A 23,224-nucleotide genomic window follows, 5' to 3' on the forward strand; every position below is an offset into this window, starting at 1 on the left:
GGTGCGAAGAGGTGTCCTCTTCGCACCAGCGCGCCGCCGTACGCTCACCAGTCCAGGAGTCCGTCCCCTCCCCCGGCCCGGTCCTCGGACTCCGCGTCGTCGCCCAGTGCCTCGGCCACGGCCTCGACCACACGCGGGTCGAGCATGGTGTGCGCAGCCGTGTCCCGCGTACCGCCGAAGCCCGCGTCGCTCACCGCGACACTGACGACATAGCCGCCGTCCACCGAGAAGGTGCGGAACTGCCATTCGACGCCGGTGCCGGGTGCCCCGTCCGGAGCCAGGACCCTGGCGGGCAGACCGTCTCCGCTGAAGCCGAAGTCGGTGAAGCGGAACCGCAGCCCCTGCCCGATCGCCTTGCTGTAGGCCTCCTTGAGCGTCCACATGCGCACCAGTGCGGCGCCCCGCCGCTGCGCCGGGAGCCGCTCCAGGATGGTCAGTTCGTGCGGCGTACAGACGTGCCGGTGCAGCCCGCGCGTGTAGAGCGGGCGGTCCGCACGCTCGGCGTCCACCCCGATCAGCCCTTTGGTGGTGAGCCCGATGAGCAGCAGGTCGTCGGTGTGGCTGAGGCTGATGTCCACCGCGTCGTAGCCGCGCAGATAGGGGCGGCCGGTGGGGCCGTACCCGAGTTCGACGGCCTGCGGGGGCACCCGCAGCGCCACCGCGGCAGCGAACTTCAGCAGCACCCGGGAGGCGGCGAACCGCGTCCGCACGTCCGGGTGCGTCATCTCCAGGTACCGTTCCCAGTCCCGGCCCAGCAGGGCACGCAGCCGCGGGCCGCCCGCCCGGTCCGGCCGCCAGTCGGCGAGCCGGGCGTGCGCCACCGCGACCTCGTGCTCCTCCAGGTCCGCGCGCACCTGGTCCCAGGCTCCGTCACGGCCGGAGATCCGCACCGGCTCCCCGAACAAGGGGCTGGGTGCCGTCCTCCTCCGCACCGTCATCGAAGCCCTCCAATTCGTGCTTGAGATCACCGAGTACGTCGGCGGCGGCGGCGCCGTCAATGACCCGGTGGTCGAAGGTGAGTCCGAGCCGCATCACGGGGGCGACCGCGAGCCGACCGTCCCTGACGACCGGCCGGTCGACGACGCGACCCGCGCACAGGGTGATGGCGGTACCCCCGCTGGAGTGGAAACCGTCGACCGGGCGATGGCCCAGCGAGCTGACCGCCACCGTGCCGAAAACTCCCGGCCGTCTGGCCGGGTCGCGCAGTGCGGCGGCAAAGGCCAACCGCCCGAGCGGCACCGGCAGCCGGCCGAGCAGCCGGACACCGCGGAACTCGGCCAGCCGCTCGGTGGCGGGTCCTCGGTAGCGGTCGACGCGCCGCTGGATCTCGTCCAGACCCGCGCTCTCGAGGGCGGGCAGCAGCGCGGAGAGCACGGTCCGTTCCCCGTCCACGGTGCGGTCCAACGCCAGTTTGGCGGTGACCTCCGCGAACCGCAGGGTCCGGGGTCCGCGCAGCCCGAACAGCCGCCCCGGGGCCAGTACCGCGTTGGCCTCCGGATGGCGGTGCAGCACCCGGCCGGTGGCGTGCAGGAGATAGGTGACGACCGAGTAGTGCCGGCCGGCGGCCCGTGCGGCCCTCCGGCAGGCCTCGATCCGGGTCATGTCGATGTCGGTGTCAAGGTGGACGGGCCGCTGCCGGGCGGCGTGTTCCAGGAAGTACAGGGTGTGCCGGCGCCGGCGCTCGGGGTGCACCCGCGCGGGCGCCGACGAGGTCCCGCCGGCCCGGAACCCGGTCATGTCCGGGCCGCCAGCTGGTAGATCTCATCGAGACTGCGCGCCTCCAGCAGCCTGCCCACGGGCAGCGAGCGACCGGTGGCCTGTTCCAGGGCGGTGACCAGTTTCAGCAGGTACAGCGAGTCCCATTCGGGCAGTTGGTCCAGATCAGCGGAGACCTGGTACTCCTCCAGCGGCATGCCGAGCTCGTCCCTGACGAGGCGGACGAAATCCTCGATGGTGTGCATTCTGTACAGCCCTCCCGGGCGGGTGTGTGCGGACGGTCAGATCTTTTCGAGCGCGAACCCGGACTTGATCCACTTGCTGGACTCGACGGCGACCGCCAGCGCTCGCTGCCCCTGGCCGATCTTCCCCAGCAGTGCCTCCAGTTGGAGGAAGGGCAGGGCGTTGCCGTTGTTCCCGGTGTCCGCAACACAGGACACCTCGACGGCGTCGGGCAAGCCGAGTTCCTCCGTGATCCGCCGCGTCATACGGCCGGACAGCTGCGGCGGCAGCAGGAAGTCCACCTGCTCGGGGGACCAGTCGAGGTCCTCCAGCAGTTCCCACAGGATCTCCACGGCCATGACCGGGACGGACTCCTCGATGGCCTTGTAGTCCTCCCGTACCGCCTGCCGGTCCTCGTGCCGGTCGGCAAGCCCGAACCAGTCGATGACCTGGCCGGGCTCCCGGCCCAGACCGGTGAACCGGTTCAGCACGCCCCGCAGGGCCAGGCGCTGTCCGCGCGGCACCGAGGTGACCACGGCGGCACCCGCTCCGTCGCCGAAGAGCACGTAGTTGACGATGTCGCTGGGGGCCGCCGCGGACAGGTCCCGGTCCAGGTCGAGGTGCTTGCTGCAGACGTCGCCCCCGATCACCAGACCTGCCTGGTGTCCCCCGCCGGTGACCAGGGTGTGGCCCAGTTGCAGGGCCTGTACGGCGCCGGCGCAGCCGGACTGGAGCTGGTAGGTGGGGATCTGGTCCAGGCCGAGCTGGTCGACGACGTGGTTGACGGTGGCGGGCATGAGATGGTCCGGGGTCGCGGTGCCCATGACCACGAAGTCGATCTCGTGCGGGGAGAGACCGGACGCGGTGAGGGCCTGCTCGGCCGCCCGGGCGCACAGGTCGGCGAGCGACCAGCGCACCTCGCCGGTCTCCAGGTCTCGGGCGAAGTGCCGGGTCCGGGTGCCGATGAAGACATCGATCCACTCTTCGTTGACACCGAGTGTCCTGGCCAGCGTCGCGTTGTCGACCGGGTCGCCGGGCAGCGCGGTACCGACCGCGGCGAGGCAGGAGACCGGCCCGGGACGCGAAGAGGCTTGCTGAGGCTGGTGTTCTGACTGCATGCGAGTGGTCCTTCCTTGAAGTCCGGTACGGTGAAACGCCCTCGAGGGGCGCGAGGCCGTGGCATCGTGCGACTCCGCCGCGTGGGCGGGACCGGCCACGTACGGCCCGCGGCTTCCCACCGCACAGTCGGCGGGGCGCCTACGCCACAGCCGAGACGGCCCGGTCCTGGAGGTAGTCGGCAAGGTCACCGACCGAGGACAGCCGGGGGAGCAGGTCCTGCACGCTCATCGTCTCCAGGCCGTTCAGCCGTTCCTGGAGCCGGTCCTTCAGCTCCATGACCATCACCGAGTCGAAGCCGAGGTCCTCATAGAGCAGGGAGAGCCGCGACACCTCGCTCGTGGCGTATCCGCCCACCTCCGCGACGGCCTCGGTCACGGCACGGACCACCGGGTCCGCCGACGGATCCTCCGCGGCGGAGGGCAGGACGGCGGTGAGGACGGCGCCGTGTCCGTTCGTGGACGGCTGCTCCCGCGGGTGCGACGGCACGGTGTCCGTCCGGTCGGGTACGACGCCGAGGTCCGCCACGGGAGCGGCCCGTACGGGAGTGCGGCTCCAGAACCGGTGGGCGTCGGAGAAAGCGTAGGAGGCGAGCCGCTGCGGCAACCGCTCCTCCCGCGGGTAGACGGCGTCCCACCGGGGGTCCAGTCCGCTGCGGAAGAGTTCGGCCAGGGCCTCGGCGAACGCGCGGCCGTCGGCCTCCTCACCCGGCACAGGGGCCACGGCGTGCACCCCGGCTGCGGAGCGCAGGGCACGCGCCATGCCGGTGAGCACCGGACGGGGGCCGGCCTCCACCAGGTGGGTGGGGCCCTCCTCCATCAGCCGGGCCATCGCGTCGCCGAACAGCACGGGGGCGCTGATGTGCTCGGTCCAGTACTTGCCGTCCATCGGCTCGGCCTCCAGGAGCCGCCCGCGCACGGTGGAGTACACCGGGAGCTTGGGGATTCCGCCGCCGGTCTCGTCCGCGAGCGCGGCGAACCGGTCCAGCATCGGTTCCATCAGCGGGGAGTGGAAGGCGTGCGAGACCTCCAGGCGCCGGGTCCTGACGCCGCGCCGGACGAGCTCGTCGTCGATCCGCTCCAGCGCCGCCAGGTCTCCGGAGAGCACGGTGGCCCGGGGGCCGTTGACCGCGCCCACCCCGACCAGGGGTTCCGCGTCCACGAGTTCGGTCAGCTCCGTGAGCGGCGCCCGTACGGCGAGCATTCCTCCGCCCTCGGGCAGCTGCTCCATCAGGGCACCCCGGGCGGCGATCAGCCGGGCGGCCTGCTCCAGCGGGAAGACCTCGGCCAGCACGGCCGCGGCGTACTCACCGACACTGTGGCCGAGCAGCAGCCCGGGCGGCACCCCGAGTTCGGTCAGGCTCGCCGCCAGGGCGTACTCGACGGCGAACAGGGCCGGCTGGGTCCGGCCTGTGCGGTGCACGGCCTCGTCGCCGGAGAGCAGCAGATCGCGCACCGAGCCGCCGATGTGCGGAGCGAGCGCCTCGTCGGCCTCGTTGAGGAACCGCCGGTACAGCGGCGACTGAAGGTACAGACGCGCGGTCATCGCCGGGTACTGCGAACCCTGGCCGGTGAACAGCAGCGCCACCTGCGGCTTCCCCGTGGGGTTGCCGACGAGCCGGGCCGGCAGGTCGTCGGCGGCGGCGGCCTCGCGCAGTGCCGTGGCCAGTTCGCCGGTGTCCCGGGCGGGCAGCGCGAAGCGGTAGCGGTGTCCCGTCTTGGTCCGGTTGCTGCTCCAGCACAGCGGTCCGGCCGGCAACCTGCGCCGCTCCATGGCGTCGGCCTGAACCAGCAGGTTGCGGCGGAGCGCGTCTGTCGAGGGGGCGGTCAGCGTGAAGACTCCGACGCCCAGCCCCGTGGAGCCGGTGGCCTGACCGGTGCGCCCGGATTCCGGCTGCCCCGCCTCGGGACGTGCGGCGTACGGCGGCGCGGACTCCAGGACGGCGTGGGCGTTGGTCCCGCCCATCCCGAAGCTGCTCAGGCCTCCGATCGTCGGCCCGGAGCGCAGGCGCAGCGGGGCCTTGAGGAGTCGTATCCCCTGCTTGGCCAGTTTCAGGGCGGGATTCTCCTTGGCCGCGAACCGGCTGGCGGGGACCGCCTTGTGATGCAGCGACAGGGCGACCTTGATGAGCCCCGCGATGCCCGCCGCCCCTTCGGTGTGCCCGATGTTGCCCTTGACCGAGCCGAGGGCCAGCGGGCGCCCGGCACGACCGGAGTGCACGTGGCCGAGGGCCTTGACCTCGATCATGTCGCCCAGGACGGTGCCGGTGCCGTGGGCCTCGGTGAAGGTGACGTCGGACGGCTCGACGCCGGCCCGGCGGTAGGCGGCGGCCAGCACTTCCTGCTGCGACCAGCGGTTGGGGGCGGTGATGCCGTTGCTGCGGCCGTCCTGGTTGACGGCGGTGCCGCGGATCACCGCGTACACCGGCTGGCTGTCGGCGATCGCGTCCTCCAGCCGGCGCAGCACCACCGCGCCGACTCCCTCGCCCCGGCCGATGCCATCGGCGTTGGCGCTGAAGGGCTTGCACCGGCCGTCGGGGGCGGACAGCCCGGCCTGGGTGTAGAAGATGCCGAGCGCCGGGGTGAGCGCCACGTTGACGCCCGCGGCGATGGCGGTGTCGCACTCCCCCGCCAGCAGGGCGTTGCAGGCCAGGTGGACGGCGACGAGGGAGGAGGAGCAGGCGGTGTCCACCGCCAGGCTGGGTCCCTTGAGGTCGAGGTGGTACGAGATCCGGTTGGCGGTCATGCAGTAGCCGTTGCCGGAACCGAGCTGGGCGGTGACCTCGGCGTAGTTGGTCATGTGCAGGTGCGCCCACTCGTTGCCCATGATGCCCACGAAGACCCCGGTGTCGGTGCCGGCCAGCCGGTGCGGGGCGATCCCGGCGTCCTCGACGGCACGCCAGGCGCACTGGAGCAGCAGCCGCTGCTGCGGGTCCATCGCGGCCGCCTCGCGCGGGGAGACGGTGAAGAACTCGTTGTCGAAGGCGTCCGGGTCGGAGATGAAGCCGCCCTCGGTGGTGTTGGAGTGTCCTTCCGCACCGGTGCGCGAGTGGAAGTCGCGGGCGTCCCAGCGTTCCCGGGGCACCTTCTCCACCCCGTCGCCGGAGCGCATCAGCATGTCCCAGTAGGCGGAGGTGTCGGGCGCCCCCGGGAACCGGCAGTCGATGCCGACGATGGCGACAGGTCTCATCGATTCTCACCCTCCATCTCCCGCAGCTCCTCCACGAGGTGCTCGGCCAGTGCCTCGATGGTCGGGTAGTCCCAGGCCACGGTGGGTTCGAGGACGAGGTCGAAGTCCTCCTCGATGTCGCCGCACAGACTCAGCGCGGCCACCGAGTCCAGTCCGTACTCGGCCAGCGGCACGGTGGGCGAGATCTCGGACGGCGTCCGCTTGAGGTACAGGGCGATCCGGTCGGCGAGCCAGCTGCTCAGCGACTCGACGGTGTATGCGGTGTGCTCGTTGTTCGCGGTGCGGTCGGTCGCGGGAACAGGCATGGGGAAACTCCTCGGTGAAGGCGCGTCAGGTCCGGTCGGCCGGCGGTCAGCCCGCCAGCGGAGTGTCGTAGAGGTCGTAGCTTCGGCGTTCGTGGAAGCGCCGGAGCACTTCCTCGTGCACCCGGCCCTCGCACCCGGGCGGCAGGTCGGCCGGGCGCTGCCCGAGCCGGCGCGCCAGCCTGTGCAGTGCGGCGGCCACCCAGGCCGGGTCGGCCAGGAAGGGATCGTCACCGCCTTGTGCCCCGTGCCAGACGCCCAGGACGGACGCCGCCGCGAGGAACACCGCGTAGCGGTCGGCGAGCGCGAAGCTGGCGGGGCTGGCGAGGGCGGTGCGGTCCTGCGGGGAAAGGCTCAGGCTGTCCTCCTGGAGCTGGCGCAGCTGGTCCAGCATCCGCATGACGAGTGCCTGCACCGCGAGTTCCTCGGGGGAGCCGCTGGGCAGATCGTCGGCGATGGCGACGAGCGAGGCGCTCAGACTGTCCCGGCCGCTGGCCAGGGCGAGTCGCTCGAAGGGGATGCCGGGCAGCCCCTCCCGCGGGCGGAACAGACTCTGCGGGGCCTCGTCCCCCGAGAACCAGGCGCGCCGGGCCAGCCGGGACAGCTGCGGAATGATGGTGGCCTGGCAGGCCGCCGAGCCCGCGTGGCCGAGGCTCAGCACCGGCAGGTCGCGGACGTGCTTCTGGAAGAGGCCGAACTCTCCCTCACGCACGTAGAACCGCGCCCCGAGCACGATCGACAGGTCGTAGGTGACGTCGGTGAGCATCTTGGGCACCAGGTACTTCACCGCCGCCGCGTACACGCTGGTCTCGTCGGGCAGCAGATGCACCGCCCGGGTGCCGACCGTCGCCATGCTGTCGCAGATGAGCAGGTCGAGGAAGGCACCGCTGAGGGTGTCCGAGGCGTGCGGTATCTCCATCACCGAACGCCGGTACAGCTGACGCCCGAGGGCGAACCGCACCACCGTGCGCAGGCTCGTGTCGAGGGCGCCGACGGCCATGCTGGGCACCGCGCTGCGGGTGATCTGGAAGGAGCGCAGCGCCAGTTCCACGCCCTGGCCCCGGGCTCCGAGCAGGGTGCTGTCGGGCACCGGGCAGTCGGTGAAGTCCAGTCCGGACAGCCTGCAACCGCGCACTCCGACCGCGGTGTAGCGGGGCAGGACCGCGAAGCGCTCCGCGTCGAGCTGGTCCCGTTCGACCAGCAGCACCGAGTGACTGCGGCTGCCCGGACTGTCGTCGGTACGGCTGAACAGGGCGAAGGCGTCGGCCCGGTCCGCGTTGTTGATGACCTCCTTGCGGCCGTTCAGCCGGAAGCCGCCGGGCACGGGGTCGGCCCGGAACTCGTTGCGCACGAAGTCGTTGCCGTGCGGCAGCTCGTGGTAGGCGACGGAGATCTTGGATCCCCCCAGCAGCAGCTCCGCCACACGGCGGCGCTGCTCCTCGCTGCCGGCCGTCCACACGTTGGCGGCGGCCATGAAGGACGTGATGCCGTAGCCGAGGCCGAGCGCCACGTCGCGCCGGAACACCTGTCGCATCACGCGGACGAGCGTGTCGATCCGGTCCAGCCGCCCGCCGTGGGCGGTGGGCACGAACTCGGCGTTGAGGACCAGGTCGTCGAGGAGCCGCTCACCGGCGGCGGGCAGCTCTCCGGCCTCGTCGGCGGCCAGCAGCCCGGCGGCGCCGAGCGGATTGGCGGGGTCTTGGGGATCCCCGAAACCGCTCTCCAGTTCGGCGACCCTGGCCTGGATCGCGCTCTCCCGCGCCTGGTGCGCGGCCGGGTCGGTGGTGGGTGCGGTTCCGGCCGGGACTGACTCGCCGTGCAGCCCCTGGACCGCGGGATCACTCAGCATGACGTCCCTTCGTATGTCCGGGTGCCGCCGACGGCGGCCCGGGTGTCGGTGTGTGCGTGCGGTACGGCGTCCGGCGAACCGTCACCGCCGTCGGATACGTGGGAGGGCACGACGGCACCGCCGGACGTGCCGGGTGCCTCGGTGTGCCGGTCGGCGGCCCCGTGCAGAGAGAACGGGAACAGCGAGAACAGCTCGCCCGCGTCCCGTGCGGCCCGCAGCCACTCCAGCAGCCGAGGGTAGGTGTCGGGGTCCCCCGCGTCCGGCTCGCCCAGCCGCACCAGCAGCCGGTCGAGGACGGGCCACAGCCACACCCCGTCGCGCCACAGCGCTCCGGTGCGCCCCGCGTCCGCCGCCCGGTGGTTGTGCGCCCACAGGCCGAGGCAGGCGGCGCCGGCCAGGCACAGGCTGTACTGTCGGGCCACGTCGAAGGCGGCGGGCGGGACGTCGGAGACAACGGTGCGGTGGGCGTCCATCGCCTCGTGGACCCGGCCGGTCACCGCGAGCAGCCGCTCCGCCGCGCCCAACGCGCCCTTGAGTTCCGGCCGCTGTGCGGCCTCGGCGCGCAGCGCCGCCACCGACACCGGCAGCGTGGCCATGATGCCGCTGCCCCGCCGGGCCACCAGGGACAGCCGCGCCGGGTCCAGTGGGGGCAGCGGTGTGGTCAGGCCGAAGGCCCGGGCGGCGCCGGCCGTGTCGCCGCTGCCCCGCAGCCAGCCGCGGGACAGCGAACGGAACTGGTTGACCAGGGAGTTGAGGTTGACCAGGGTGTTGCCGTCGAAGAGGCCGACGATGCGGTGGTCACGGTCGACCTTCTGAAACATCCCCCGGGCGTGGACGTCCTTCAGGAAGGCCCGCGCCCCGAGCAGCCGGGTCAGCTCGCCGATCACGCCTTCGGTCCCGGTGGGCACCAGGTACTTGGTGACCGCGGCGACCACGCTCAGCTCGTCGGGGACGGTGTGCACGGAGCGGGCGGCGACCGTGGCCAGCGCCTCCCCGGCCAGCACGTCGGCCGCCGCCGAGGCGAGCACGTGCCGCGCCTGCGGCAGGTCGACCAGACGCCGTCCGAACATCTCGCGCCGCTCGGCGAAGTCCAGGGCGATGCTCAGCGCGTGATCGGCCGCGCCCAGCGACAGCGAGGCGCACATGGTGCGGGTGAGCTGGAGGGCCTTGAGCACGGTCTCGATGCCGGCGCCCTCGCCGCCGATCGCCGCGCCCGCGGGCACCGGGGCGTTGTCGAGGGCGATGCCGCTGATGTCGGCGCCCCGGATGCCATGGGTACGGATCTTGTCCAGGCAGCGGTATTCGGTGCCCGGGGCCAGCCGCCGTTTGTCGACCAGCAGCACGGTGAAGCCACGCGGGCCGCCGTCCTCGGTAGTGCGGGTGAGCACGGAGAGCAGGCTGCCCCGGGTGGCGTTGTTGATGAGCCACTTCTCGCCGCTGACGCGCCAGCCGCCCGCGCCGTCGGCCTCGCCCCGTACGTCCCCGGCGAGCAGGTCGCTGCCGTGGGCGCGTTCGGTGAGGGCCAGTGAGACCGGCACCCCGGCCCGGATGTCCGCGGCGAGGCTCCGGGCCTGTTCGGCGGTGCCGGAGATCCACACGCACACCCCGCCGAGGTAGGTCTTGCCGTGCCCGACGGCGACGGTCAGATCCCGGCGGGCCACCACCCGCATGACCTGCATGACGGTCTCGTAGTCGGTGAGCCTGCCGCCGTACTCGGCCGGGATGTAGAACTCCTGGAGGCCCCAGCCGGCCAGCACCCGGCAGATGTCGGCCGGGAACTCCTCGTTCTCGTCGAGTTCCAGGCTGCGGGCGTGGGAGAAGACCGTGCCGGGGTCCTCGGGATCGCCGAGCAGCGACTCCAGCTCCTGCGCGACGCGGTAGGGAGGGTGGTCCATGGCTCAGCCCACCGGAGCCATGGCCGGGTCGGCGGCCCGCGTACCCTGTGCGTCGTGCGCGTCCCCTCCGATGAGCGTGTGCACCGACGGGTCCAGCACGGCGTGCAGCGCGGTGACCGCTCCCTGAAGGAACAGCTTGCGCATCAGGGTCCGCTGGATCTTGCCGCTGGTGGTCCTGCGCACGGTGCCGGGGCGGACCAGCAGCACGTTGCCGGCCGGCACGGCGAACTCCATGCCGATGTGCCGCTGGATGCCGGTGGCGGTGCTCTTCAGATCCGCGCCCGCCGCGGCGGCCCGGATCTCGTGGATCACCACCAGGTGCTCCTGGCCGCCGTTGTCGACGGCGAAGACGGCTCCGGCACCGATCGCGGGGTCCAGGGCGCGTACCGCGCTCTCCACATCGTACGGATAGATGTTGCGGCCGTTGATCAGGACCATCTCCTTCAGACGGCCGGTCACGAAGAGCTCCCCGCCGCCCAGGACGCCCATGTCGCCGGTGCGCAGCCAGGTGCCCAGCTCCTCCTGGCCCGCGATCCGGGCGCCGAAGATCTCCGCGTTCACCTCAGGCCGCTCCCAGTAGCCGGAGGCCACGCTGGCGCCGCGCACCCAGATCTCCCCGACCCGACCCTCGGGCCGCTCAACGTGGGTCTCGGGGTCGACGATCCGCACCTCGAAGTCCTCGGCCAGCGCGACACCGCTGCTGACCAGGGTCCGTCGCGGAGCGCCCAGGTACGGGCCCTCCAAGGTGCCCTGCTCCAGTCCGGCCGCGTCCACCTCGCGCAGCAGCGCGCTGCGGGTCTTGGGAGTACCGGTCACCAGCAGGGTGGTCTCGGCCATGCCGTAGCAGGGGAACATGGTCTCGGGCCGGAACCCGTACGGCCCGAACCGCTCGGTGAACGCCTTCAGGGTCTCGGCCCTGACCGGTTCGGCGCCGTTGCAGGCGGTCCGCCACGACGACAGGTCCAGGCCCTCCAGTTGCGCGTCGGTGACCCGGCGGACGCACAGGTCGTACGCGAAGTTGGGGCCGCCGCTGGCGTTCACGCCGTATTCGCTGACCAGTTCCAGCCAGCGGGCGGGCTTGCGCAGGAACGACACCGGGGGGATCAGCACGCTCGTGGTGCCAAGCCACAGCGGCTGGAGTATGTGCCCGATCAGCCCCATGTCGTGGTAGAAGGGCAGCCAGCCGCCGATCATCGTGTCGGGGGTGTTGCCGGTGGAGCGGGCGATGGCCGCCTCGTTGGCGAGCAGGTCGCCGTGCGAGATCATCACGCCCTTGGGCGCGCTGGTGGAGCCCGAGGTGTACTGCAGGAAGGCCAGGTGCTCCGCGCCCAGCCGCGGGTCGCGCCAGGCAGCCGTGTCACCGACCGGCCCCTGGTCGGTGGGCAGGCAGACCACGTCGGAGAAGCCCTCGGCCGCCAGCCACGCCTCCACCTCCGGGGCGTGCTCGGCGAGGGTCAGTACGGCACCGACCCGGGCGTCGCGGACGATCCCGGACACCCGTCGGAAGTGCTGGCCCTGCTCGGAGGGCAGCGGAGCGGGCACCGCGACGGCCCCCGCGTAGAGGCAGCCCACGAACGCCTTGACGAAGTCCAGACCCGACGGGTAGAGCAGCAGGACCTGATGCCCCGCCAGGCCCCGTTCCTGCAGCCAGGACGCGATGTCCTTGGCCGCGCGGTCCAGCTCCCGGTACGGCAGCCGCTCGGGCTCCTTGCCCCGTACTCCGTCCGCGAGGAACACGAACGCGTCCGCGTCGCCCCGTTCGTCCGACCGCGTCAGCAGGAGCTCCGTGAATGAACCGAATTCCGCCACCGTCTTTCCCCTCGCCTCGAAAGCCTCGTATCGCGTTGAAACCGGCTGAACCGTCTGCCTGTCGGCTCCGTCGTGCCGATCGTCGGGTCCGCCTCTAAAGCCCCTCTTGCGGCCGACGTCACTCTCGTCTGCCGGGGCCGTCCTCCAGCCGACCGTGCCCCTCCAGTTGTGCCCACAGCTCCCGTTCACGCGGGGAGAGCGGCACACCGGCGTCCAGTCGCTCCGGATGGGCGGACGGCGGTTCGTCGAGCGGGAGCACACCGCCCGGGGCCTTGGGATCCGCGTCGCCGAGCCACCACCGCTTCGACTGCTCGACGGATGCCGGCGGAACCATGCCGAAGATGACGGCGAGCGCACCGAAGCCGTCCACGAAGAACGTGACGACACTCCGCCATGCCCTCCGCGCCGCCCGGCGCACGGTCCACCACCACATGCCGGGCAGCGCCGCCACGCCGCCCGCCTCAGCACGGACGCCGGCCGAAGTCCGCCGTGAGACGGACGTGCGCCGGCGGCGTGGGAAGCTGCTCCTCGGTCAGGTCGTGCCGGAACGACACGGTGCCGTCCGCGTCCTCGCCCGTCTCGGCGAAGCCCACGGACGGGTACAGGCCGCGCACCCGGTGGTTCTTGGCCGTCGGGCGGTAGCGGGCGTACACGGCGCCCGCGGCGCGGTCCCGGGCCTCGCGCAGCACGGCGGCCAGGCATGCCTGCTCGATACCGCGGGCGAACACCCGGCAGCTCAGCAGCATGTTGTCGATGTGCCAGCCGCCGTCCGCCCCGCCGTCCGCGTCGACGCCGCTCATCAGGACCGCTCCCACCAGTCCGTTGTCCCCGAACCGGTCCGCGGAGCGGATCGCCAGCACCAGCCCGTCGGAGGAGTCGTGCAGGGCCCGCACATCGGCCTGCTGGAGACGCTCGGTCGTAAGATTGAACTGGTTGGTACGCAGCGTCACCTGCGAGACCCGAGCGATCTCGTGGTCGCGTACGGGCGAGAGGGTGATCTCGACACCCAGGTCCGCGAGGTACTCCTCCAGGGAACCGGCGCTCTCCAGGAGGTCCTGGCGGGCCACCTCGGTGCGGTACTGCGTCGCCCGGGCACGGTCCTCGGACGTCAGCTCCCGCACGTCGAACCAGCCGTCGGCGAGCAGCCGTTCGATGTGCAGGGCGGGTTCCTCGTCGAGCCGGACCACGGCGACGCCGGGCAGACTGCGGGACACCAGACCGCACTCGAACGGCGAGTCGTCGGCGAAGACGAAGCTGTCCACACCGAGATTGAGCCGCTGAGCGATCTCCAGCAGGTTCCGGTCCTTGGGCTCCCAGTTGGCGGTGACCTGGACGAAGTCGGCCTCCCGCAGGGCCATGTCGGGGTGCTCGCGCAGCACGTCGCGGACCGGCTCGATGTCGTTCTTGCTGCACACCGCGAGTAGCACGCCCTGGGCGCCGATCTGGGCGACGGCCTTCTGGAACCGGCCGAACGACTCCCCCCGGTAGGTGCTGGCGGCGGCGATGCCGTCCGGGCCGTCGTCGCCGAGGATGCCGTCCCACAGGGTGTTGTCCAGGTCGACCACCAGCACCTTCTTGGTGCGCCCGCGCAGGGCCCGGGCCAGGTGGCCGACCTCGCGGGCGTAGCCGGCCAGGAGTTCCTCGCCGAACTGCACCTTGGCGTAGGTGGCGAGCCGCGGCTCGTTGACCGGGCCGCTGGACGCGACCAGCGGATCGAGGTCCACGACGTGGACGCGCTCGTGCACGGCGGCCAGCCTCAGCAGCCCCGCGTTGAACTCCCGCCAGATCACCCCGAGCCGGGCCCTGGACCGGGCGTCGACCAGGCGTCGCAGTTGGCTGCGCAGCAGGGGCACGGTGTTGAGCACCAGGGTGCCGCTGCCGCGCGCGACATAGCGCTCCACGAGCGAGCTGATCAGGTTCAGCTTCCCGGCGGTGGCGCGCTGTACGTCCTCCACCCGCCAGGGGTGTGGGAGTTCCGCGAAGACGATCTCGGCGTCCAGCACGCACAGCGCCAGATCGGCGCCGGAGGCGTACACGTCGCTGCCGGTGTTGTGGAGATCGCGGCGCCACGAGTCATAGTCACCCTCGTGCAGCTTCAACAGCATGCCGTGACGGGCGAGTTCGGCGGTCAGCGGGGCCGTGAGCCCGTTCAGGGTGGAATGGCCGGTGACCGCGACGGTGATCGTCTCGGTGCCGGGGTGCTCGCGCAGCACCTCCTCCCGGTCCAGTCGGGAAAGCAGTTGCCCGGCACGCGCCAGGTCCGGCGCCGGCGGCCCGGCGGGGGCCCCCGCCGCAGCCAGTTCGGAAAGCAGACCGGGCACCTCGTCGTACGCGTCGGCAAGGCGTCCTTCGGCATGGAGGGCGCGCAGCCGGTCCAGCGGTCCGGTCCGCTCGCCCACGGTGGTGCTCACAACCGTGGCCATGGTGTCTCCATTCACTGAATCGCGCGTCGCTCGGCGTTTCGCGGGAGGTCCGCGACGCCGATGCGGCCCGCACCCCGTCCCGGGCGCGGGCCCACCACCGCTAACGGTGGCCGGACGGAGCCTGCCGAGTCCGTCTTAAGGCGCCCTTGAGTGAGCGGGGCAAACCCCAAAGCGTGTTGCAGAAGGATGCGAGCAAGCCATGTCCCGTGTGTGGCTGGGACGTTGAGGGCCGAGCGGGTGTGGGTGGCGGCGTTCACGGGGCTGCGGGCGGGGGTGTCCGTGGTGTCTGCCGCCGGCCGAGTGGGTGCTGCCGGAATGGCCGTGTACTGCAGGGCGAATCTCACGATGCGGCAGTTCGCGCCGTTGTCCGGTGCCTCCCCTGTCCGGTGCCTCCCGGCCACGGTCTGCCGGGGGATCCAGCGGCTTGGCCCGCTGCTCGCGCTGGAACCAATGCGGCTCGCAGGAGGCGGTCGCACGGTTGTGGATCGCGGACGGCACCCTCATCCCGGTCCGTGACCGAAAGGTCGGTGAGTGCCTCGGGCCAGAGCCCCAACGCCCAGTCGGATGCCGCGGCCTTCCGCCAACCGACCGAGCCGGCGGCGACGCTCACCTCCGACTACGCGGACGTACACGGGCACCCTCGGCACCACGCCATCACCAGCGCGGTCTGCACCGTGCCGCTGAGCAGGATCAGGGTGCCCGACTCCATGGCATCCGGCGTGCGCAGCGCGACCAGTTCGGAGAAGCACGATCGCCACGTCACCCGACGCGCGTCTTCGGAAGATGTACGGACATCGTCATGATGAGCGAATCTCCGCATTTCACAGGGGGTGCGTCACGACCAGCCCTTGATTGCGGCTCCTGCCGGGGGCGCTTCGCTGCACTCTGCATTTCCGCAGGCCAAGCTGGCTATCTCGCCTTCCGATGCCCCTTCCTGGACTCTTCATGTCCACCCGACATCACCGCAGGTAGATGCGGCTTTCCACGCACTTTGGCGACCCGCAGGTTCGAGTCGGTGGGGGTCAACCGTTGCAAGCGCCCCATCACGCTCAGTCAAGTTGGCTGGTCAGATAGATCGAGGAACAGGCTTACGGTGTGCCCCGACGCGGCCACGCTCCTGTGCCCGCGCACCGGAAGCGACCATCGCCGGCGGTCAGGAGTGCGGCATGGGAAAGGTGTTCAACCGCTCCACCGCGAGCGGCGTCCGCCGCCAGCCAAGGGTGACGCCTTGGTCCTGTATGCGGCGGCCGCCGAAGTACGGACAGCAGGCCGGTGCCGTGCCGATCAACCCCGGCACGATGACGCGAACGACGCGCATTCCCGCAGTCCTGGCCTGCCGTGTGGTCAGGTCCGCGTACAGCACCTCGTGGCCCGCCGCCTCGCCCCCCGCGCGCAGCGTCTCGAACGTACCGCCCGGTACCCGGGGCACCTGTGTCCATGAACCCCGGGGGCCGCGGCCGATCCACTCCATGGCGCGGTCGCCGGCCCGGCGGTCGAGATACAGCTGCTGGTGGCACAGGAGCTCGGCGGTGTCCCGTCCGTCTGCGCGGTACTCGTCCAGACAGGCCCGGTCCTGCCGCCACGCCTTCAGCGGGTCGCGCCGGTCGGTGAATCCCTGGGCGATGCGGGCCACGGCCGCCGGATCGTCGAGGGCACGGCAGGTCAGCTGGAGACCGAACGCCTCCGCCAGGGCCTTCAGCGCGGCCTCCTCGGGATCGGCACGCGCCGCGAAGCCGATAGCGAGCCACCCTTCGGCGCGGGTACGGACACAGGCGGCTAGGACCGGGATGCCGAACTCGTTGTCGATGTGCGTCAGCGTCACCTCGTACACGTCGAGCACCGGACCGAGCAGGGCACGGACGCGGGAGGTGAGTGGCAACCGGGGCAAGGACGCCGAGTTGGCGCACCACACGGCGGCGGCGTCCCGTTCGACGACCTCCTCCAAGCCGGCCAGAAGAGCCTGTTCCAGACTCGTTCCGGCGGCTATCCCGACCACGGCGGGGAAGGCGTACAACTGCTCCGGCTGTCCCTTCGGCACGCGCGGCCAGGCCGTGTGCACCAGGAACGCCGACAATGGATCTCCGCCTGATGGGTGAGGGACCGCACAGGCCTCCAGTGAACCGGCGAGGTCGGCAGGAACGGCCGGAAGGAGTGAACGCCGTCCGCATACTGCCGGGACGAGTACAGGGTGAGGCGCTCCGGTGCGAGCGCGCGCACTCCCTCCCGGGTGAGCTGGGTGTGGCTGCCGTACCGCACCGGGTCGGCGGCCGGCGACACGGTGCCGCTGAACCGCTCAACGGCCTCACCCCATGCGGCCGCGCGGGCCTGGTCTGCGTCGGTCCACGACATGCCGAACGCCTGACGGTCGGACTGCCAAGGAACCTCCGCCGTCAGGTCCGCCGGGTCGGCGACCGCCAGGTGCAGGGAGAGCGGAGTGCCGCGCAGTCCCCTGAAGGAGCGGATGCGGGTAACGATGCCCTCGTAAGGGCCGTCCGGCCCCGGCACGGGGCGGTTGAGCATGCCCCGGCCGGCTGCCGGACGGTGATGAGCTGTGACCATCAGGCGCGGCCATCGGGTCGGCCGCGGACACGACGAAGTCCGCCGTCCGCCCGGGGAACCCGGGGGACGGCGGACTGGGTTGGAGGCGGCGACGGGGGATTCACCACTCCTCCAGGAAAGAGCCGGCGCACGTCGGGGGACGATCGGCACCGGTCCGCGGCATACCGGCCCGCGCCGGCGACGGGTCAGGCGTCCCGGCGGGCACCACGCCACAGCAGCGGGATGAGCACGACGCCCACCGTGGTGTGGACGAGCGCCAGCGCGGCCTTGGAGCCGCCGGTGGTGTCGGCGGAGAAGACCATCGCATACGAGGCGAGCAGGACGACCGTGGCGACGACGACCCAGATCGTGGCGGCCTTGGCGGGCGCGAACTTCTCCAGCGCGGCCAGCAGGCCCCAGCCGAGCAGCGCGGAGATCAGCGCGAACACGGCGACGAGGCCCACGTTGACCTCCATCGGGTCCTTGCCGTCGCCCTGGGCGACCTCGTAGTCGGCCCCGAAAGCCTTGCCCAGGGCCCAGACGAGTACGGCGGCGACAGTCGCGGCGCCGACCGCGATCGCCCGGGGCTTCACCCTCGATGCGGCCTCGGAGGGGGCGGCCGTGGTGTGAGACGTCATGACGTAACTCCTTCAATGGGGACGGGACTTCACCGCTGGCGGCCTGGGCGGAGCCGTAGGTGGACACGTACCGGGCGACCTCACCAGTGCCCATCGAGAATCCGACCAGGACAGCGTCCCGCAGGTCGAGGATCTCCATCACGGTGTTCAGGTCGGTGATCACGCGGTAGCCCGCGTCGAGCAGCACGGCACTCTGCCGCTCCCAGGAGTGGCCGTCGCGCGGGAAGCCGTGGATGAGGACGACCGGCTGACGGTACAGCCGGGCACTGCGTCCAGTTTTCAATGTTCACAAATATCTGAACGTTCGATACGATCGATCCATGCAGATCGAAGTAGGCGCACTCTACCTGGAGCCCGAGCTCGTCACCGTCGTCGCCCTTGCCGCGGTGCTCGGTGACGCGCTCCTGCCGTTCCTGCCCAGCGGCAGTCTGGTGATCGCCGCTTCGCTGCTCGCCCTGGATCACGGCATGGCCCCCTTGGCGCTGGTGCTCGCGGTGGCGGTGGCCTCGTTCCTCGGCGACCTGGCCCTGGTCGCGCTGGTCGGCAGCGGTTCCGGCCGGGCCGACGCGCTGCTCGCCCGGCACGCGGGGGTGGCCTCGACCACGCGGTGGCTGCAGAACACCCTGGACGGACAGCTCGGGCGTATGACGGTGGCCGCACGCTTCGTGCCCGCCGGACGAACCGTCCTCGGCATGGCACTCGGCTCCACGCCCGCGGTGCGGGCACGTTATCTGAGCTGGTCGGCGGTGGGCAGCCTCGTGTGGGCCTGCTACCTCGTCGGACTCGGAGCGCTCAACGGCCTCTGGTTCGAGGCTCGTTGGGTCGGCTTCGCCGTCTCTACGGCCGCCGCTGTCACCATCAGTACCTGCCTGGCCCGTGCGGTCCGGCAGCGCTCTGCGGCCACCGGGCGGCCGAGCCTGTCACCGCGGCCCGGACGCCCGGACGACACCCCGTGCCGCGTCGCCGCCGAAGCGCTGGGCGAGCTGCCTGGGGCCGGCGTCCCCGCTCCGCGGCCTGCCGTTCCCCCGCGAGCGGTGCGCCCCCTCCTCCAAGAGGTGCCGGAGCAGCGGGTCGGATGCCGGCACCGCCGGTTCCGCCCCGCGTCGGCTGCCGTCGATGTCGATGTCGCGCGGAAGCGGCCGCGGGGAGACACCCTCGGCCCATTCCCCCGTCACCAGCCGGTCCGTGCAAACCCGTTGACGGCGCAGGACCCCGTGGGAGGCGATCCACCCGTCACCCGCGCTCACCCGGGCCGGGACCGGCACGACCAGAAGCGATGCCCCGAGGCCCGACCACAGCACGGCCCGGGCGGGGCTCAGTCCGCTACGGCCCTCGCCCTGGTCAGTGCAGGATCAGCATCGCCGACGTCAGCACCGTCGGCGGCAGCACCGTCGGCGGCAGCACCGCGCATGCCGCGGCGCGATGTGCGGCGCGGCGGCCACCAGCCATGTACGCAGCCATACACGCGTACCGTCGTCGCGTCCTGACCGGCTCCGCGCCTCTCCCGCACCTGGTCGCACCGCTCATCCCAGTTGCCGTCCATCTCGGCGGTGCCCACCCAGGCCGCGCGTGCTCACGGCAAGCCTCCCCTGCGCCAAGGGCACGGCAAGCCCCTTCCGCTGAACCGCTGTTGCGGATTCCCTTACGCGCTCCTGGTACGGCGCTGACGAAGCGCTGACAAAGACTTTCCGCAGAGCTGTCCCCCTGCTGCCCGACGCCTGGCCGACCGTTTCCGTTCCGGCGTCGATGCTGATGCCAGGCACCGGAGAAGGAGAAGAAGAAGGAAGAGGAGGGGGAGCGCGTGAAGAAGGTCCATTTCGACGGCACGCACCGCGTCCGACGCCTGGAGGAGACCTGGGCGGTCGTCGACGGTCTGCGGGACGCGTTCGGGGTCACGCGGGTCGCCGATGTCACCGGGCTGGACATCCTGGGTGTGCCGGTGGTGATGGCGGTGCGCCCGGCGGCCAGGACCCTCACGGTTTCGCCGGGCAAGGGCACGTCCCTGCTGTCGGCACGCATCTCCGCGGTCATGAAGTGCGTGGAGCTGTGGCACGCCGAGTACGCCTGCCCGGCCCCCGAGGTGAAACGCACGGCCGCGTGTGAGCTGGACCTGCCGTACGACGTAACGGATCTGCGGCAGCGTCACGGCAGCCTGCTGAGTGAGCGCACCCCGCTCGACTGGGTCGTCGGCGTCGACGCCCTGAGCGGTGCGCGGACTCCGGTGCCCCGTACGTACGTCGGAGTCGACCACCAGGTCTCCGGATCGTGGCAGCCGCCGCTGCTGCACGGCTCGGCCGACGGCCTGGCCGGCGGCAACAGTTACGACGAGGCGGTGACGCACGCGTTGTACGAGGTGATCGAGCGGGACTGTACGGCGACGATCGGGGCGGTTCCCGTCCGCGAGCGGCGGTATGTGGATCCGTCGAGCGTCGACGATCCGGTGTGCGCGGCGGTGCTCGGGCGGATCGCCGACGCGGGCGCCTGGACCGGGATCGTGGAGGTGCCCAACCGGTGGGGCCTGCCGTGCTTCGTGACCTGCGTCTGGTCGGAGGACTTCCCGGCGCCGGCCGTCGGCTCCGGGGTGCACGGTTCTCCGGCTGTGGCGCTCAGCCGCGCCCTGACGGCGTCGGCGGAGAGCAGGCTCACCGCGATCGCGGGCAGCCGCGACGATCTGGCCGCCGTGCCCTTCGCCGGCGGGCCGCCTGCCGTCGGCCGTCCGCCCGTGGCCGAAGGGGAGATCGTCCCGTGGGCGGAAGTCGGCGGTCCGGTCCGCGAGTTCGCCGAGGACACGGACGAGACGCGCTGGCTCGCGGACGAGGTGCGCAAGGTGACCGGCTGCCCGCCCGTCGTCGTCGACCTCAGTACCGAGAGTGACCTCAGCGTGGTCAAGGTCGTCGCCGCGGGGCTGGAGTTGGATGGCCGGCACGAGATGGCCCGGCCCTTCGGCGTGCCGTCGCCCTCCCCCACCCCCGGGGAGCCGTCGTGACCACCCATGTGTTCGTCGGGCCCACTCTCCCCGCCGAGGACGTGCTGACCGCCGTCCCCCACGCCGTGGTGCACCGGCCGGTTCGGCACGGCGACCTGCTCGCCCTGGACGCCGGTGGGGGCGACACCCTCGTGATCATCGACGGGGCGTTCCACCGGGCCGCTCCGGTCCGGCACAAGGAGATCATCGATGTGCTGGCGCGGGGTGCGCGCGTCATCGGCGCCGCCGGCATGGGGGCCCTGCGGGCCGCGGAACTGTGGCGGTACGGCATGGAGGGCGTGGGGCTGGTATTCGACATGTACGCGCAGGGCAGGCTCAGCGCCGATGACGAGATCGCGGTCGGTCAGCTGCTGCCGTCCGGTGACCGCCACCGGGTGACCGTTCCGCTGGTCGATGTGCGGTGGACGGTCTCGAACGCGGTGTCCGAGGACGTGCTCACCGGACCCGACGGTGACGTACTGCTGGACGCGGCCCGCGGCCTGCACTACACGGAGCGGACCTGGCCGGCGATCGTGCGTGCCACGCGCCGGCTCCGCCGGGAGTCGGGCCGGGCGGCCGAGGCCGTACGGGAGTTCGCGGAGCGCCACCCGGAACTGTCCGGCCTCGGGCGCCGCGACGCGCTGCTGGCCCTGTCCCGCAGCTCGGCGCCCCGGGACCACGATGCGGCCTCCTCCCTCGTCCCGGCTTGGCTGGTGCCGCGCACGATGTACCTGGAGCGGTGGCGCGGTACCTTCCACCCCGCGGTACGCGGCAGGCACGCGTCCTCCGTCTCCGACCTCGACGTCCTGCGTTTCCAGCAGCTGTACGCCCCGGACTTCCCCACCCGCTACCGCCGGTTCGCGCTGACCCGGATCGCCGAGGACCGTCAGGACCGTACGGTCTCGGAGGACCACGGCCTGGTCCACGCCGCGCTGCGGGCGGCCGGTGAGCGCGGGATCACTGCGGCAGGGCTGTCACCGGGGGCGTGGGCGTACTGGCTGACGCCCGGGGAGCGGCGCGAAAGCAGCGTGGAGCGCCGTCTGCTGAAGGTTCTGGTGCGCTCGTTCCGGAGTGCGCCCGGGGCGGCCCCGTTCCACGGCGTTCCCGCCGGCCTGCGTGACACGGACGCGGCCTGGGAGTCGAGCGCGGACGCCGTGGCCGCGGCGGACCGGCTCAACGAGCGGATGGCACGCACCGAAGCGGGCCGCACACCCCGTCATCGTCATCTGCCGGACTCCGTGGTCCGCGAACACCTGATGGAGCGCTGGCAGGCCGCGGAACCGGCCTCGCTGGAGGCCGTGGCCCGTGACCGGGGGTTCGTTTCCCTCACCGAGGCCGAGGACGCCGCCAGGCGGTTCGTGCTGCTGCACCGGGTTCGGGGGCGGCGCCGGGCCACGGCCGGCTGACGTATCGCCGGCACCTCGCCTCAGGCGTCACGGCGCACACCGCGACCACCCTGCTCCTCCTCCCACCTCTTCCACAGCAGTGGCATCTCCCTGGCGAGCCACGCGTAGAAGTCGTGCATGGTCTGCAGTCGCTCCTTGCGCCGCTCCGGGGCTCCTTCCAGGATGCGCAGGCCCTGCTCCGTGATGTCGACGAACGACTGGTAGTGCTCGGCCTGGCTCTTGGCCAAGGCGGGCCAGACGCCTTCCTTGATGCGGTAGTAGTCCCGTCGCTCACCCGGCCGCGAGATCCTCTCCACCATGCCGCTGGGGACCAGGAAGCGGGTCGCGGCACTGACGGACCCCTTGCTGGCCTGGAGCACCTCGACCAGATCACCGGCCGTCTGCTCCGCCGGGTCGCAGATCAGCAGCCAGGCGAGCACCCTTCCGGCCATACGGAACAGCCCTTGCCGCTCAAGGCTGATCGCGGCCTCCTCGACGAAGGCGAGTTCTTCCTCGGTGGCAGTCGGCCTGCCCTGTACGCTCCGTTCCATTTGTTCAGGATACACCGAACATCAAGTACCGGCCGATCGGCCGAGGTGTTCCCCTCCCCATTGCGGTGTGCATCGCGGTCTGGTCCCTGTGGAACAGGCGCCGCCCCGTTCTGGCAGCGTTCATCACGTTCTTCCTCTGCGGCAGCCTGATCGACCTGCTGCTCCTGGCCGACCTCTCGTGGATCGCGAGCGTCCCGTCCCTCGCGGTGGCGGTCGTCCTGTGCGCCTACGGCTCATCCCTGATCATCATGAGCGGCATCGGCATCCGCGCGATGGACCTGATCGTGATCTCCATGACCCAACGCTGGGGATGGCCGTTCTGGGCGGCGAAGGTCGGCATCGAGGCCGTGCTGCTCGGGCTCGGGTACCTCCTCGGAGGCCCCGTCGGCGTCGGCACTCTGTGCTTCCTGGTCTTCGTCGACGGCCTGATCCAGCCCTTCATGACCCTCAACCACCGGGCCCTGCGCATGACGAACCACGGTCTGGCGGAGCCCGCGACGACGAAGCCGGTGCGGGTGTCCGCCTGACGAACAGCACCTCGGCGCGGGGGGGGGGGGGGGGCGGGCCCCGGCGGGGGAGGGGCGCGCCCCCCCCCCCCCCCCCAATAGGGGGGGCGCGGGGGGCGG

At 71.8% G+C, this 23,224-nt stretch carries 20 protein-coding genes and 2 pseudogenes; 5 read left to right on the forward strand and 17 right to left on the reverse strand.

The features are described from left to right. Positions 1-44 precede the first annotated feature (44 nt). The 11 genes from ACWD3C_RS43890 to ACWD3C_RS43940 form a co-directional block, all read right to left on the reverse strand. Positions 45-938 carry a 4'-phosphopantetheinyl transferase family protein gene (locus tag ACWD3C_RS43890; RefSeq protein ID WP_451153604.1) on the reverse strand — a complete coding sequence of 298 codons (894 nt, stop codon included), beginning with the start codon at positions 936-938 and terminating at the stop codon, positions 45-47. Continuing rightward, complete coding sequence (locus tag ACWD3C_RS43895; protein ID WP_451153606.1) at positions 871-1,737, reverse strand: 2-oxo acid dehydrogenase subunit E2; 867 nt, start codon at positions 1,735-1,737, stop codon at positions 871-873. Before ACWD3C_RS43895 ends, ACWD3C_RS43890 begins: the two co-directional genes overlap by 68 nt. Then, on the reverse strand, positions 1,734-1,961 hold the full coding sequence (locus ACWD3C_RS43900; RefSeq protein WP_451153608.1) for an acyl carrier protein: 228 nt from the start codon (positions 1,959-1,961) through the stop codon (positions 1,734-1,736). The genes ACWD3C_RS43895 and ACWD3C_RS43900 overlap by 4 nt, the downstream gene beginning before the upstream one ends. A gap of 36 nt (positions 1,962-1,997) precedes the next feature. Continuing rightward, positions 1,998-3,056 (reverse strand): 3-oxoacyl-ACP synthase III family protein, encoded by a 1,059-nt coding sequence (locus tag ACWD3C_RS43905; RefSeq protein WP_451153610.1) that lies wholly within the window; start codon positions 3,054-3,056, stop codon positions 1,998-2,000. A 139-nt stretch (positions 3,057-3,195) separates the two neighbouring features. Then, entirely contained in the window at positions 3,196-6,243 is a 3,048-nt protein-coding gene (locus tag ACWD3C_RS43910; RefSeq protein ID WP_451153612.1) for a type I polyketide synthase, read from the reverse strand. After that, positions 6,240-6,548: an acyl carrier protein gene (locus ACWD3C_RS43915; protein ID WP_451153614.1), complete on the reverse strand. Its 309-nt coding sequence runs from the start codon at positions 6,546-6,548 to the stop codon at positions 6,240-6,242. The genes ACWD3C_RS43910 and ACWD3C_RS43915 overlap by 4 nt, the downstream gene beginning before the upstream one ends. Positions 6,549-6,594: 46 nt before the next feature. Further along, positions 6,595-8,394: an acyl-CoA dehydrogenase family protein gene (locus ACWD3C_RS43920; protein WP_451153616.1), complete on the reverse strand. Its 1,800-nt coding sequence runs from the start codon at positions 8,392-8,394 to the stop codon at positions 6,595-6,597. Further along, on the reverse strand, positions 8,388-10,289 hold the full coding sequence (locus ACWD3C_RS43925; protein WP_451153618.1) for an acyl-CoA dehydrogenase family protein: 1,902 nt from the start codon (positions 10,287-10,289) through the stop codon (positions 8,388-8,390). The genes ACWD3C_RS43920 and ACWD3C_RS43925 overlap by 7 nt, the downstream gene beginning before the upstream one ends. A 3-nt stretch (positions 10,290-10,292) precedes the next feature. Then, the gene (locus tag ACWD3C_RS43930; protein ID WP_451153620.1) at positions 10,293-12,098 is read right to left on the reverse strand and encodes a fatty acyl-AMP ligase; all 1,806 of its coding nucleotides are present in this window, start codon (positions 12,096-12,098) and stop codon (positions 10,293-10,295) included. A 118-nt stretch (positions 12,099-12,216) separates the two neighbouring features. Continuing rightward, on the reverse strand, positions 12,217-12,549 hold the full coding sequence (locus ACWD3C_RS43935; protein WP_451153622.1) for a DUF6059 family protein: 333 nt from the start codon (positions 12,547-12,549) through the stop codon (positions 12,217-12,219). A gap of 10 nt (positions 12,550-12,559) precedes the next feature. Continuing rightward, positions 12,560-14,521, reverse strand: a complete 1,962-nt coding sequence (locus ACWD3C_RS43940) for an HAD-IIIC family phosphatase (RefSeq protein WP_451153624.1) — start codon at positions 14,519-14,521, stop codon at positions 12,560-12,562. 210 nt (positions 14,522-14,731) lie between these two features. On the opposite strand from ACWD3C_RS43940, the pseudogene ACWD3C_RS43945 reads away from it, so the two are divergent. After that, positions 14,732-15,050: pseudogene (locus tag ACWD3C_RS43945) on the forward strand (IS5/IS1182 family transposase); the annotation flags it as partial. An 87-nt stretch (positions 15,051-15,137) separates the two neighbouring features. Here the strand turns inward: ACWD3C_RS43945 and ACWD3C_RS43950 are convergent. The 5 genes and pseudogenes from ACWD3C_RS43950 to ACWD3C_RS43970 all read right to left on the reverse strand — a co-directional run. Further along, complete coding sequence (locus tag ACWD3C_RS43950; protein ID WP_451153626.1) at positions 15,138-15,284, reverse strand: hypothetical protein; 147 nt, start codon at positions 15,282-15,284, stop codon at positions 15,138-15,140. A gap of 390 nt (positions 15,285-15,674) precedes the next feature. After that, positions 15,675-16,559, reverse strand: a complete 885-nt coding sequence (locus ACWD3C_RS43955; RefSeq protein ID WP_451153640.1) for a YcaO-like family protein — start codon at positions 16,557-16,559, stop codon at positions 15,675-15,677. Next, positions 16,505-17,041: a YcaO-like family protein gene (locus tag ACWD3C_RS43960; RefSeq protein WP_451153642.1), complete on the reverse strand. Its 537-nt coding sequence runs from the start codon at positions 17,039-17,041 to the stop codon at positions 16,505-16,507. Before ACWD3C_RS43960 ends, ACWD3C_RS43955 begins: the two co-directional genes overlap by 55 nt. 224 nt (positions 17,042-17,265) lie before the next feature. After that, positions 17,266-17,697 carry a DUF6069 family protein gene (locus ACWD3C_RS43965; RefSeq protein WP_451153628.1) on the reverse strand — a complete coding sequence of 144 codons (432 nt, stop codon included), beginning with the start codon at positions 17,695-17,697 and terminating at the stop codon, positions 17,266-17,268. Positions 17,698-17,734: 37 nt separating this feature from the next. Next, positions 17,735-17,947 (reverse strand): annotated as a pseudogene (locus tag ACWD3C_RS43970) (alpha/beta hydrolase); the annotation flags it as partial. Between the two features lie 70 nt (positions 17,948-18,017). On the opposite strand from ACWD3C_RS43970, the gene ACWD3C_RS43975 reads away from it, so the two are divergent. The 3 genes from ACWD3C_RS43975 to ACWD3C_RS43985 all read left to right on the forward strand — a co-directional run bounded on the left by ACWD3C_RS43975 (position 18,018) and on the right by ACWD3C_RS43985 (position 22,068). Further along, positions 18,018-19,184 carry a DedA family protein gene (locus tag ACWD3C_RS43975; protein ID WP_451153630.1) on the forward strand — a complete coding sequence of 389 codons (1,167 nt, stop codon included), beginning with the start codon at positions 18,018-18,020 and terminating at the stop codon, positions 19,182-19,184. A gap of 314 nt (positions 19,185-19,498) precedes the next feature. Continuing rightward, the gene (locus ACWD3C_RS43980; protein WP_451153632.1) at positions 19,499-20,683 is read left to right on the forward strand and encodes a YcaO-like family protein; all 1,185 of its coding nucleotides are present in this window, start codon (positions 19,499-19,501) and stop codon (positions 20,681-20,683) included. Further along, positions 20,680-22,068: a TfuA-like protein gene (locus ACWD3C_RS43985; RefSeq protein ID WP_451153634.1), complete on the forward strand. Its 1,389-nt coding sequence runs from the start codon at positions 20,680-20,682 to the stop codon at positions 22,066-22,068. Before ACWD3C_RS43980 ends, ACWD3C_RS43985 begins: the two co-directional genes overlap by 4 nt. A 20-nt stretch (positions 22,069-22,088) precedes the next feature. Here ACWD3C_RS43985 and ACWD3C_RS43990 read toward each other — a convergent pair whose 3' ends face one another. Beyond that, positions 22,089-22,598 carry a GbsR/MarR family transcriptional regulator gene (locus ACWD3C_RS43990; RefSeq protein ID WP_451153636.1) on the reverse strand — a complete coding sequence of 170 codons (510 nt, stop codon included), beginning with the start codon at positions 22,596-22,598 and terminating at the stop codon, positions 22,089-22,091. A 65-nt stretch (positions 22,599-22,663) separates the two neighbouring features. Here ACWD3C_RS43990 and ACWD3C_RS43995 point away from each other — a divergent pair, with 65 nt between their 5' ends. After that, a complete protein-coding gene (locus tag ACWD3C_RS43995) occupies positions 22,664-23,125 on the forward strand; it encodes a hypothetical protein (protein ID WP_451153638.1) in 462 nt (153 codons plus the stop codon). Positions 23,126-23,224 lie beyond the last annotated feature (99 nt).

The organism is Streptomyces sp. NPDC002845 (assembly GCF_053591955.1).